This is a genomic window from Sphingomonas sp. ASY06-1R, from assembly GCF_052180265.1.
In the GTDB taxonomy this organism is placed as follows: domain Bacteria; phylum Pseudomonadota; class Alphaproteobacteria; order Sphingomonadales; family Sphingomonadaceae; genus Sphingomonas_I.
This window is the reverse complement of the sequence record NZ_CP197464.1, coordinates 3,755,049-3,766,781: the sequence shown is the minus strand read 5'-3', so window position 1 is coordinate 3,766,781 and position 11,733 is coordinate 3,755,049. Positions and strand designations below refer to the sequence as shown.

The window sequence follows — 11,733 nt, the reverse complement described above, 5'->3', positions numbered from 1 at the left end:
CGCCCTGCGGGCAACTCGGTCGCTACTCGGCACGAACGGATGAACGTAAAGTAATCATATTCTAAGGTGCGGGGCGGCCGCCGGCGCCGGGACGATCAGATCGTCTCGGCCGGCGGCTGGCCGCTGTCGCCTGTATTGTCCAGCATGTCCTGCTGGGCGTCCGCGGCACCCGCCATCGAGAAGCGCGACGTATCCACCTTGCCGTCCGCCAGGGGTATGGTGATGCTGATCTCGTCCGTGTCCGCCAGCTCGTCGGAAAGATCCTCGTCGATGAGCAGGATCGCATAAGGCTGGCCCTCTTCCTTGACGTGGGCACAGCGCAACGTCAGCGCCATCGCGCCCGCCGCCGTATTGATCAGCCCGGGATAGACCGCCCCCGCATCGCACTCGGCCGACGCATTCACATAATAAGTGCAGCCATTGCTGCTGCACATCAGCCCGAACAGCGAACCCGTGTCGTTATGGGTCAACGCTGCGGTCAGCGTGCTGCTTTTGACGACCTGCCAATCCTCATATTCGCCGATCGTCTCGCTGTCCGGCACCTCGATCAGCAGCGGATCCGGTGCCGCCTCGGCCGCTGGGGATTGCAATCGTGCGTTCGAAATCGGCCGTCCCGCATGAAGCGACGTTGCCGCCATCAGCGTCAGCACGAACACCGCCAATCTCATGATCGTCTCCGTCGACTCACCGCGCCCAGGGGTCAGCCGAGCGACAGATGGATCATAACGGGAACATATCGTCAATAGCGTCTGTAAGGGTCAGGCAGGCAAACCGATCAGCGCGATTTCGCGGCCATAATCCGCCTCGCCGCGATGCGTGGCGCGCCGATAGCTGAAGAAGCTCTGCGGGTTGGCATAGGTATCCAGGCCAAGCGCTTCGATCCGCACGATTCCGGCGTTTGCCAGCCGGGCCAGCACATAGGCTTCGATATCGAATTGCTGATGGCCCGCGCGGCCGGCGGCGAAGAAGCGCTCATTGGCCGGATCCGCCTGTTCGAAGCGGGCGGCGAACGCATCGTCCACCTCATAAGACGCGCGGGCGATGCAGGGGCCGATCGCGGCGGCGATCCGTTCGCGGCGCGCGCCCAATTCTTCCATCGCTGCGATCGTTGCGTCGGTCACCCCGCCCAACGCGCCTTTCCAGCCGGCATGCGCCGCCCCGACGACGCCCGCTTCGGCATCCGCCAGCAACACCGGCACGCAATCGGCCGTCAGGATGCCCAGCAGCAGCCCGGGCCGGTCGGTCACGATCGCATCGGCATGCGGGCGCGCATCCGCTTCGAACGGCCCCGTCGCCATCACCGCCTTGGCGGAATGGACCTGATGCACGGTCGCGAGCGCGGCGCCGGGCAGGACGGCCGCAACGGCCCGGCGGCGATTTTCATCGATCGCGGTCGGATCGTCGCTGGAGCCAAGGCCCACATTCAAACCCGCAAAAATACCCTCTGACACCCCGCCTTCCCGCCCGAGAAAGCCGTGCGGCACCGCCGCTAGCGCCTGCGCCTGATAGGGACGTATCATGTCAGAAATCCTCCCGGTTCGGGCCAGTGCGGGGCGGTGACGCCCATGACCTTGAACAATGTCCCCATCGCCTCGGGGTGCGTGAGGCGGCGATAGGCGGCACCGATCGTCTCCGCCTGATCGGGCGTTCGTCGCGCCAGCATCGCCGCGCGGTTGCTCAGCCCCAGCGCGACCAGCCATTGGCCCTGCTCGGCCGGTCCCCACACCTGGCCCCCCGCGTCGCGGGCCGATCGGGCGAGCGCGGAAAAGTCGACATGCGCGGTCAGGTCCCGCGTGCCGGGCGCCAGCAACGGGTCGGCAAAGCGATGATCCTGCACGGCCTGCAGCGTGTCGCCAAAGCCGCCATCGACATGGCCATAATCGATCGCCAGCAACGCGCCGCCTTGTGTGGCGAGCCGCCGGGTCAACGCCGTCATCAAGGCTCGCGCGCTGGGGTTGCTCTCCAGGATCGCGCCGTCGGCTGCTTCCGCCGCATCGGTCTGGGGCATGGCGGATGGCGGACCTGCGACAAGCGCAAACCCCGTTTCGGCCCTTGCCACCAGCCGCTCGCTCCATCCCCCGCCGGTCTTGATGAACTGCCGGATCGGAAGCGCGTCGAAAAATTCGTTGGCGACGATCAGCAGCGGGCAATCCGCCGGAAGCGTCTCGATTCCCTCGTGCCAGATGGCGTGCGGCACCCGCTCCGCCTGTTGTTGCCGCAGCAACGGACTGGTTTCCACCAGATGGACCTGCGGGCTCAGCCCGGCGACCTTCATCGCCCGCAGCATGTCGGCCGCCAGCGTCCCGCGCCCGGGGCCCAGTTCGACCAGCACCGCGTCGGCGGGGCTGCCCGTGCGTTGCCACAGGTCCGCCAGGGCAAGGCCGATCATCTCGCCGAACATCTGGCTGATTTCCGGCGCGGTGACGAAGTCGCCGCTCGCTCCGATCGCGGGGCGGGTGGCGTAATAATGCGCATTGGCCGCGGCCATGAACCGCTCGATCGAGATCGGGCCGTCCGCGTCGATCAGGACCGCCAGCACATCGGTCAGGTCAGGAGACGCTGGCATCGCCGGCTATGGGCTCGACCCGCACGCGCCGCTTCTCCGCGGTCATGATGAACCAGACGCCCACGATGATCATCGGCGCGGACAGGGTCTGCCCCATCGAAAGACCCCAGGACAGGATGCCCAATTGCACGTCGGGTTCGCGGAAATATTCAACGAAGAAGCGCGCGGCGCCATAGCCGACCAGAAACACGCCCAGCAGCAGGCCGGGCTTGTAGCGCGCCTGGGTCCGCCAGAAGAGGTAGGCCAGAATCGCGAACAGGACGATGCCTTCCAGCCCCGCTTCGTACAGCTGGCTCGGATGGCGCGGATAGGGGCCGGCATCGCCGCTCGGGAAGACGATCGCCCAGGATACGTCGGTCACACGACCCCATAATTCGCCATTCACGAAATTGGCGAGCCGCCCGAAGAAAAGCCCGAACGGGCTGCAGCAGGCGACATAATCGAGGAAGCGAATCATCGACAGGCCGTTGCGGCGCGCCAGCCACCAGATGGCGATGACCACGCCCAATGCGCCGCCGTGGAAGGACATGCCGCCATCCCACAATTTGAACACCTGTAGCGGCGTCGCCAGCATCCACGGATCGTAGAAGATGACGTAAATGATCCGGCCGCCCAATATGATGCCCAGCGTGGCATAAAAGACGAAATCGTCGGCATGCTGGCGGGTCATCGGCGCGCCCGGCTGCGCGATCAGCTTGGTCAGATACCACCAGCCGACCAGGATGCCGGCGATATAGGCCAGGCTGTACCAGCGGATTTGAAAGATACCCAGATCCAGCGCCACCGGCGACAGATGCAGGTCGGCGAAGGACAGGTGGCCCGCGGCAGCGGCGGCCAGGACAAGAAGGCTCATGGCCGCGCTCTAGCGGAGGCCAGGCGCAGCGGCAAACGGGCTGGACGGCCATTGACCGCGCCCGGCGCCCGCGCGAGGAATGGCCCATGTTTCAAAAGGATTTCAGATGGCTTCGTCTCGTCGCGGATTGTTGCTTGCTTTCCTTCTCGCGTCGTTCCCCACGGTGAGCATTGCCGCGCCGCCGCCCACCGATCCCTATATCTGGCTGGAGCAGATTTCTTCGCCCGAATCGCTGAAATGGGTGGAGACGGAAAATACGCGGTCGCTGGCCGTGCTGGAAACCGATCCGCGCTACGCCGGCCTGTATGCGGATGCGGTCAAGATCGCCGAAGCGACGGACCGTATCCCGATGCCCGGCCAGATCGGCGATCAGATCACCAATTTCTGGCAGGATGCGGGCCATGTCCACGGCATCTGGCGGACGACGACGCCGGCCAGCTATGCCACCGCCACGCCCCAGTGGCGGACCTTGCTCGATCTGGATGCGCTCAGCACGGCCGAAAAGACGGGCTGGGTATGGAAAGGCGCCGATTGCGAACCGGTCGGCGAGCGTTTGTGTCTGCTGAACCTGTCCAACGGCGGCGAGGACGCGACGTCGCTGCGTGAGTTCGATCTGGGCTCCGGCGCCATGGTGCAGGGCGGTTTCGCCTTGCCCACCTCGAAGCAGAACGTGACGTGGGAGAATGCGGACAGCCTGCTGGTTGCGCGCGACTGGGGCCCCGGCACGATGACGACATCGAGCTATCCGTTCGTCGTGAAGCGGTTGCGCCGTGGCCAGCCGCTGGAGCAGGCGGCGGAGATCTTCCGCGGCAAGCCGAGCGACGTCAGCGCCAGCCCGAACAGTTTCGTCGATGGCCAGGGCCACCGCCTGACCGTGATCGAGCGCGGCGTCACCTTCTTCGAATCCGAATTGTTCGTGGTCGATGGGCAGAAGACGGCGAAGCTCGATCTGCCGACCAAGTTCCGGCTGCAGGGTTTCGCCGCGAACCAATTGCTGCTGCGCATCGATCAGGACTGGAAGGGCCTGAAGGCCGGGTCGCTGGTCGGCTATCGCATTGCCGGCGGCAAGGTCGCCGAACAGCAGCTCGTCTTTGCGCCCGGCCCGCGCCAATCGATCGACGAGGTGGCGACGACGCGCGATCATGTGCTGGCGGTGATCTACGACAATGTCCGCGGTCAGGCCTGGAGCTTCGCGCCGGGCACGTCGGGCTGGACAGCCAAGCGCATCCCGCTGCCGGACAATGCCTCGATCGGCATCGTCAGCACGGATCGCCTGAGCGAAGACGCCTATCTCAACGTGCAGAGCTTCACGGTGCCGACCACCTTGTGGCTGGCGGATGCGGCGCAGGCGACCGCGCGGGAGATCAAGGCGATGCCGCCGCGTTACAATGCCGCCGGCCTGGTGACCGAACAGTTCGAGGCGACGTCGAAGGACGGCACCCGCATTCCCTATTTCATCGTCCATCGCGCCGACATCAAATATGATGGCAGCACGCCGACCCTGCTCAATGCCTATGGCGGCTTCCAGGTATCCGAAACGCCCGTCTATCAGGCTACGCGCGGCAAGCTGTGGCTGGAAAAGGGCGGCGCCTATGTGCTCGCCAATATCCGTGGCGGCGGCGAATTCGGCCCTGCCTGGCACGAAGCGGGCCTCAAGACGAAGCGCCAGGTCGTCTATGACGATTTCGCCGCGGTGGCCGAGGATCTGATCAAGCGGCGCATCACGTCGCCGCGTCGTTTGGGCATTTATGGTGGATCGAACGGCGGATTGCTGATGGGCGTCGAAATGACCCAGCGGCCCGATCTGTGGCATGCGGTCGCGATCCAGATCCCGTTGCTGGATATGCTGCGTTATGAGCAATTGTCGGCCGGGTCGTCCTGGGTCGGTGAATATGGCAGCATGAGCGTGCCGGCCGAGCGCGCTTTCTGGGAAAAGACCTCGCCCTATCAGGCGCTGCGCCGCGACGGGAAATATCCCGAACCCTTCATCTGGACGACCACCAAGGACGATCGCGTCGGCCCGGTCCAGGCGCGCAAATTCGCCGCCCGGATGAAGGAATATGGCCTGCCCTATCTCTATTGGGAGAATACCGAAGGCGGCCACGCCGCCGGTGCCAACCTGAAGCAGGCCGCCCGCGCGGTCGCGCTGGAAATGACCTATTTCACCCGCAAACTGATGGACCCGACCGAGCCGCCTTCCACCCCGGTAAAATAGTCCGGACTTCCCGAACGCTCGCGCCCCACCTCCCGCGTCACCCCAGCGCAGGCTGGGGTCCATGGCGCGCGAGGCGCGCGATGGCGCCGGGGATGTGGGCGCCGTAGCCCGGCAGGCGGCCGGGATGGGGCTTGGCGCGGTGCCTGCCCTATGTCCCGTGTTACCCAGCCGGTCCGGCCAAAACTTGACATATGTACGCACTAAACGTACATTGGGGCTCGGCGATCCGACACCCGCCCTTCCCAATGATACGCTCTTTCTCAGATCTGGCAGCAGCGTCGCGGCGGTCCTGATCGTGTCGATCAAGCCGCGCGACGTCGCCGCGCGCACCGGATTGCCGTCATAGGGCGGCCCCGGTCCGTCGCGAAACCTCCCGGATCATCAAGTTCGTTTCTGGTGTTTTTTTGGTTTTCTCCTCTTGGCGGGCCGCCGCGATCGCGATGACTTTGGCGGCGCGGAGGAAGGAGGGTGACGGGCCACCGCCCGCACCCTATCAAGGCCGGGATGGTTGCGCCGGACATGAAAGATACGGGCTTCGATCGGCGCACGCTGCTGATCGGCGGCGGGCTGGGCGTCGGCTTGCTGCTCGCCTGGGAATTGTGGCCGCGCGACTATTCGCCCAACGTCGCGGCCCTGCCCGGTGAGACCGTGCTGGGGGCCTTCCTCAAGATCGATACCGCTGGCCGCGTCACCGTCATCGTTCCGCAGGCCGAAATGGGGCAGGGGATCTGGACGGCGTTGCCGCAGGCCCTGGCCGACGAACTGGGTGCGGATTGGCGGCAGATCGGCGTGGAGCCGGCGCCCATCAGTCCGCTCTATGCCAACCGCCTGATCGCGGGCGATTATGGCGCGGCGCATGTGCCGCATTTCCTGCGCGGGATCGGCAGCTGGGCGGCACGCGAATGGGCGACCCGACACGCGTTGATGATCACCGCCGGTTCCACCTCCGTCCGTGCCTTCGAACAATCGTTTCGCGAGGCCGGCGCGTTTGCGCGGGCGCTGCTGGCGATGGCGGCCGGCAAGCGTTTGGGGGTGGATTGGCGCGCCTGCGAGACCGAAGCGGGGTTCGTCGTGCGCGGCGACGATCGCTTCCGTTTCGGCGAACTTGCGGCGGAGGCGGCGGCCTTCAAGCCGCCGGTCAGGCCGCCGCTGCGCCGCCCGGGCGAAGGCAATATTTCCGGCAAGTCGATGCCGCGGGTCGACCTTCCGGCGAAAGTCGATGGCAGTGCGCGCTTCGCCGGCGATGTGCGCCTGCCTAACATGCTGTTTGCCAGCGTCCGCCACGGTCCGCTCGGCGACACCCGGCTCGCGGGGGAGACTATGGCCGCCGCGGACAAAGTGTGGGGCGTCAGTGCGGTCGTGCGCGGCGAGGGGTGGATTGCGGCGCTGGCCAACAATTGGTGGGCGGCCGATCATGCGCTGGACGTCATGCAGCCGCGCTTTGCCACCAATGGCGCTTTGCCGGACAGCGCGGGGGTCGCCCGGGCTCTCGACGCCGCGCTGACCGGCACGGGCGAAACGATGGTGAAGACGGGCAAGCCGGACGATGTGCTGGCCGGCGCCGGGCTGATCGAAGCCGTCTATGATGTGCCGCTGCAGGCGCATGCCACGATCGAACCGTTGGTGGCGACGGCACGCGCCGATCGCGACCGGCTGGAAGTGTGGATGCCGACGCAGGCGCCCGGCCTGGCCCGGGCCGCCATCGCGGCGGCGACGGGGATCGCGACGGTCATCGTCTACCCGACGCTGGTCGGCGGCGGATTTGGCCGCAAACTGGAAAACGATGCCGCGATCCAGGCCGCCACGCTCGCGATCCGGGCCAGGCGCCCGGTGCAGGTCATGTGGAGCCGGGGGGAGGAGATGCGCCGCGGCCGTCATGGCCCGCCCGCCAGGGCGCGGATGACCGCCAGGCTGGATGCGCAGGGCCGGATTGCGGGCTGGCGGGCGCGGATCGCGACCGCGTCCAGCGCAAGCGACGCGGTCCGCCGGCTGACCGGCCATGGGTCGTCCGGCGCGGAGCCTGCGGCGGTCGAGGGCGCAATGCCACCTTATGCGATTCCCGCGGTGGCGATCGATCAGACGGCCGCCGATATCGGTATCCCCGCCGGCGTCTGGCGGTCGGGCGCGCATGCCAACACCGCCTTCTTCACCGAATCCTTTGTCGACGAGCTGGCCGCGCGGGCGGGCACGGATCCCCTGACCTTCCGCAGCCGCCAGCTGGCGCAGGCGCCCCGGCTCGCGCGGTGCCTGGCGCAAGCGGCGGCGGCTGGGGGGTGGAGCGGCAAGGCCAAGGCGGGCGAGGGGCTCGCCTGCCATTCCGCCTTCGGCAGCCACATCGCGCTCTATGTGCAGGCATCGCACGACGGCGCCCGCATTCGGGTTATGCGCATGATCGCGGCGGTGGATGCGGGGCGCCTGATCAATCCCGATATCGTCCGCCAGCAGATCGAAAGCGGCCTGGTCTGGGGGCTTGCCTCGGCGCTGGGCAATCATCTTACCTTCGCACGCGGCCTGCCGGATCAGACCAATTTCGACGCGCTGTCATTGCCTCGCCTCAAGGATATTCCCGAAGTGCATGTCGAATTGATCCCCTCCACCGAAGCGCCCGGCGGGGTCGCGGAACTGGGTGTGCCGGTCGCTGCGCCGGCGATCGCCAACGCCCTCTTTTCCGCCACCGGCAAGCGGTTGCGCAGCCTGCCGTTGCGCCTCGCATGAACCGGCCGCCCGAACATCCCGCGATCCCCGCGCCGAAGATTGGCGTGCTGATCACCAATCTGGGGACGCCCGACTCGGCGGATGTCGGCGCGGTGCGGCGCTATCTGGCCGAATTCCTCTCCGACCGTCGCGTCGTCGAAATCCCGCCAATCCTGTGGCAGCCGATCCTGCGCGGCATCATCCTGCGCACGCGGCCCAAGAAATCCGCGCACGCTTATGCCCAGGTCTGGCGTGAGGACGGCTCCCCGCTCGCGGCGATCACGGCGTTGCAGGCCGCGGCCCTGCGCGCCGCCTTTGGCGACAGCGTGCTGGTGGACTATGCGATGCGCTATGGCCGCCCGGCGATCGGCGATAGATTGCGCACGATGAAGGCGGCCGGATGCGACCGCATCCTGATCGCGCCACTCTATCCGCAATATTGCGCGGCCACGACCGCGACCGCCAACGACAGCGCCTTTGCCGCGCTGGCAGCGATGCGCTGGCAGCCCGCGCTCCGCACCTTGCCGCCTTATTATGACGATCCCGCTTATATCGATGCGCTCAAGACCAGTGTGGAGGCGTCGCTGGCGGCCTTGCCGTTCGAACCGGAGGCGATCCTCACCAGCTTTCACGGCATGCCCCAGCGTACGCTGGAGCTCGGCGATCCCTATCATTGCCACTGCCAAAAGACCGCCAGGCTGCTGAGCGAAGCCATGGGCCGCGAGCTGGTCGTCACCTTTCAGAGCCGCTTTGGTCGCGCGAAATGGCTGGAGCCTGCGACCGACGTCACCCTGGCCGCGCTTCCGGGTCAGGGCGTCCGCAAGATCGCGATCCTTTCTCCGGGTTTCTCGGCCGATTGTCTGGAAACGTTGGAAGAGCTGGCGATCCGCGGCCGCGAAACCTTCCTGGAGGCGGGCGGGACCGACTTTGCCTATCTACCCTGCCTGAATGACGGCGCGCCCGGGATCGAGATGCTGCAACTTTTGCTGAGGCGGGAGCTTGCGGGCTGGATCGCGGCTTCCTAGGCTGAAACCGAGATATAGAGGAGAGACTGATGGCGCGCGTTGCGATCGTGACTGGCGGAACCCGTGGCATCGGCGAGGCGATCAGCCTTGCGCTGCAGGAACAGGGCGTGACGGTCGCGGCCAATTATGCGGGCAATGACGAGCGCGCCAATGCGTTCAGCGACCGGACCGGCATCGCCGTCTTCAAATGGGATGTGTCGAGCCACGAAGCCTGCATTGCCGGGGTGGCCGAGGTCGAACGCGTCCTTGGTCCGGTCGATATCGTCGTCAACAATGCCGGGATCACGCGCGACGGCACGCTCATGAAGATGAGCTACGACGATTGGAAGGCGGTGATCGACACCAATCTCGGCGGCTGCTTCAATATGGCGAAGGCGACCTTCGCCGGCATGAAGGACCGCAAGTTCGGCCGCTTCGTCAATATCGGCTCGATCAACGGCCAGGCCGGCCAATATGGCCAGGTCAATTATGCGGCGGCGAAATCGGGCATTCACGGCTTCACCAAGGCGCTGGCGCAGGAAGGCGCGCGCTTCGGCATCACCGTGAACGCGATCGCGCCCGGCTATATCGATACCGACATGGTCGCCGCGGTTCCCGCCGAGGTCTTGCAGAAGATCGTGGCAAAGATTCCGATCGGCCGCCTGGGCCAGGCGCATGAAATCGCCCGCGGCGTCACCTTCCTCTGTTCGGAAGATGGCGCGTTCGTCACCGGATCGACCCTGTCGATCAACGGCGGCCAGCACATGTATTGAGGCCTGCCGGCATGGCAGGCCCCGTCAAACGTTCGGTGATGATCGCGGGCCACGCCACCTCGGTCAGCCTTGAGCCGATCTTCTGGGACGCGTTGAAACGCGCCGCCGATATGGAGAAGCTGCCGATCAGCGCGCTGGTCGCGCGGATCGATGCGGGGCGGACCGGCCAGGCCGATCCGGTCAACCTCGCCAGTGCGATCAGGGTGTGGCTGATGGAGGAAGCGCAGCGACGGCTGATGGATTTGGCCGATCGCTAGCGATCCCCCGATTCGTCCTGCTGAACTTGTTTCAGCATCCATCGCGTCACAGGCACCGCCAATCCGGTGGATGGATAGATGCTGAAACAAGTTCAGCAGGACGGTTGGGGTTGTGTGAGGGCTACCGCTTATTCGGCGGACGCAGGTCTGGCAGTCATTCTGAGCAGCGCGTAGCCCAGCAGCGCGGAGACGAGCGAGCCGATCAACACCCCGATCTTCACCTCGTCGATCAGGAGCGGCTGATCGAACGCCAGTCCGCCGATGAAGAGGCTCATCGTGAAACCCACCCCGCATAACAGGGCCACGCCGTAGATTTGCGGCCAGCTGGCCCCGTCCGGCCTCGTCGCCAAGCGCGATCGTATCGCCAGCCACACCGATCCCAGCACGCCGATCTGCTTGCCCAGAAACAGCCCTATCGCAACCGCGAACGGCAGCGGCGAGAGGATATCGGCCAGCTTGATGCCGGTGAAGGAAACGCCGGCATTGGCAAAGCCGAACAGCGGCACGATCAGAAAGGCGCTCCAGGGGTGAAGCGCATGTTCCAGGCGGTGAAGCGGGGATGTCTCCTCATCCCGATCATGCACCGGAATCGTCATCGCGGCGATCACGCCGGCGACGGTCGCATGCACGCCCGACATCAACACGGCCGCCCACAACAGGAGCGCGCAGACGAGATAGGGCCAAAGCCGCGTGACGCCGCTGCGGTTGAGCATCATCATCACCGCGACGATCGCAGCCGCCGCCAGCAAAGGCAGCGCCTTGATGCCCGCCGTGTAGACCAGCGCGATGATCGCGACCGCGCCCATGTCATCGATGATCGCGACCGTCGTGAGGAAGATCTTGAGCGACACCGGTACGCGCTTGCCGAGCATGGCGATCACGCCCAGCGCAAAGGCGATGTCGGTGGCGCAGGGAATAGCCCAGCCGCGGGCAAGGCCAGCGGTCCGGCCGGCAATCAGCATGTAGAGGATGGCCGGGACGATCATCCCGCCGAGCGCCGCAATCCCCGGCAGGATCCGGCTGGGCCCACTGGCGAGGTGCCCGACCACGAATTCGCGTTTGATCTCTAGCCCGACCAGCAGGAAGAAGATCGCCATCAGGCCGTCATTGACCCAATGTAGCAACGACAGGCCGGCGAATTCGACATGCAGGGCATGCTGATAGGCGGGGCCAAGGCCGCTATTGGCAACGAGTAACGCCAGCGCGGCGGCGCCGATCAGCAGGATGCCGCCCGCTGCTTCACTTTGGAGGAAGGCCTGGAGGGCGTTCGCCGGTTGTGCACGCGTCGTCATCAATTGTTGGGATAGGTGAGGCCGCCTGAAACTGCATCCAAAAACCGGATTTCGCGGATTTGGGGGGCTGGCCTTCGGA

The 11,733-nt window shown here is 66.0% G+C and carries 10 protein-coding genes; 5 read left to right on the top strand and 5 right to left on the bottom strand.

The annotated features are described in order from the left end of the window. Positions 1-95: 95 nt before the first annotated feature. The 4 genes from ACSBM8_RS17760 to lgt form a co-directional block, all read right to left on the bottom strand. Positions 96-668: a hypothetical protein gene (locus ACSBM8_RS17760; RefSeq protein WP_442679317.1), complete on the bottom strand. Its 573-nt coding sequence runs from the start codon at positions 666-668 to the stop codon at positions 96-98. Between the two features lie 90 nt (positions 669-758). Next, positions 759-1,520 (bottom strand): peptidoglycan editing factor PgeF, encoded by a 762-nt coding sequence (pgeF, locus tag ACSBM8_RS17755; RefSeq protein ID WP_442679316.1) that lies wholly within the window; start codon positions 1,518-1,520, stop codon positions 759-761. Then, positions 1,517-2,566 carry a class I SAM-dependent methyltransferase gene (locus ACSBM8_RS17750; RefSeq protein WP_442679315.1) on the bottom strand — a complete coding sequence of 350 codons (1,050 nt, stop codon included), beginning with the start codon at positions 2,564-2,566 and terminating at the stop codon, positions 1,517-1,519. Before ACSBM8_RS17750 ends, pgeF begins: the two co-directional genes overlap by 4 nt. After that, on the bottom strand, positions 2,550-3,419 hold the full coding sequence (lgt, locus tag ACSBM8_RS17745; RefSeq protein ID WP_442679314.1) for a prolipoprotein diacylglyceryl transferase: 870 nt from the start codon (positions 3,417-3,419) through the stop codon (positions 2,550-2,552). The genes ACSBM8_RS17750 and lgt overlap by 17 nt, the downstream gene beginning before the upstream one ends. Before the next feature lie 106 nt (positions 3,420-3,525). Between lgt and ACSBM8_RS17740 the strand changes: the two genes are divergently transcribed. The 5 genes from ACSBM8_RS17740 (at position 3,526) to ACSBM8_RS17720 (ending at position 10,362) form a co-directional block, all read left to right on the top strand. Next, positions 3,526-5,634, top strand: coding sequence for a prolyl oligopeptidase family serine peptidase (locus tag ACSBM8_RS17740; RefSeq protein ID WP_442679313.1), 2,109 nt, complete (start codon positions 3,526-3,528; stop codon positions 5,632-5,634). Positions 5,635-6,102: 468 nt separating this feature from the next. Continuing rightward, complete coding sequence (locus ACSBM8_RS17735; RefSeq protein ID WP_442679312.1) at positions 6,103-8,349, top strand: molybdopterin cofactor-binding domain-containing protein; 2,247 nt, start codon at positions 6,103-6,105, stop codon at positions 8,347-8,349. Further along, positions 8,346-9,353 carry a ferrochelatase gene (hemH, locus tag ACSBM8_RS17730; RefSeq protein WP_442679311.1) on the top strand — a complete coding sequence of 336 codons (1,008 nt, stop codon included), beginning with the start codon at positions 8,346-8,348 and terminating at the stop codon, positions 9,351-9,353. The genes ACSBM8_RS17735 and hemH overlap by 4 nt, the downstream gene beginning before the upstream one ends. Positions 9,354-9,382: 29 nt before the next feature. After that, positions 9,383-10,105, top strand: a complete 723-nt coding sequence (gene phbB / locus ACSBM8_RS17725; RefSeq protein ID WP_442679310.1) for an acetoacetyl-CoA reductase — start codon at positions 9,383-9,385, stop codon at positions 10,103-10,105. 11 nt (positions 10,106-10,116) lie between these two features. Further along, entirely contained in the window at positions 10,117-10,362 is a 246-nt protein-coding gene (locus tag ACSBM8_RS17720) for a ribbon-helix-helix domain-containing protein (protein ID WP_442679309.1), read from the top strand. A gap of 128 nt (positions 10,363-10,490) precedes the next feature. Here the strand turns inward: ACSBM8_RS17720 and nhaA are convergent, their stop codons facing one another. Next, positions 10,491-11,654 (bottom strand): Na+/H+ antiporter NhaA, encoded by a 1,164-nt coding sequence (gene nhaA, locus ACSBM8_RS17715; RefSeq protein ID WP_442679308.1) that lies wholly within the window; start codon positions 11,652-11,654, stop codon positions 10,491-10,493. Between the last annotated feature and the right edge of the window lie 79 nt (positions 11,655-11,733).

Excerpts from the sequence above, each read along its gene's own strand:
- ACSBM8_RS17760 (WP_442679317.1), bottom strand. The coding sequence starts at position 668 with ATGAGATTGGCGGTGTTCGTGCTGACGCTGATGGCGGCAACGTCGCTT.
- pgeF (WP_442679316.1), bottom strand. The coding sequence starts at position 1,520 with ATGATACGTCCCTATCAGGCGCAGGCGCTAGCGGCGGTGCCGCACGGC.
- ACSBM8_RS17750 (WP_442679315.1), bottom strand. The coding sequence starts at position 2,566 with ATGCCAGCGTCTCCTGACCTGACCGATGTGCTGGCGGTCCTGATCGAC.
- lgt (WP_442679314.1), bottom strand. The coding sequence starts at position 3,419 with ATGAGCCTTCTTGTCCTGGCCGCCGCTGCCGCGGGCCACCTGTCCTTC.
- ACSBM8_RS17740 (WP_442679313.1), top strand. The coding sequence starts at position 3,526 with ATGGCTTCGTCTCGTCGCGGATTGTTGCTTGCTTTCCTTCTCGCGTCG.
- hemH (WP_442679311.1), top strand. The coding sequence starts at position 8,346 with ATGAACCGGCCGCCCGAACATCCCGCGATCCCCGCGCCGAAGATTGGC.
- phbB (WP_442679310.1), top strand. The coding sequence starts at position 9,383 with ATGGCGCGCGTTGCGATCGTGACTGGCGGAACCCGTGGCATCGGCGAG.
- ACSBM8_RS17720 (WP_442679309.1), top strand. The coding sequence starts at position 10,117 with ATGGCAGGCCCCGTCAAACGTTCGGTGATGATCGCGGGCCACGCCACC.
- nhaA (WP_442679308.1), bottom strand. The coding sequence starts at position 11,654 with ATGACGACGCGTGCACAACCGGCGAACGCCCTCCAGGCCTTCCTCCAA.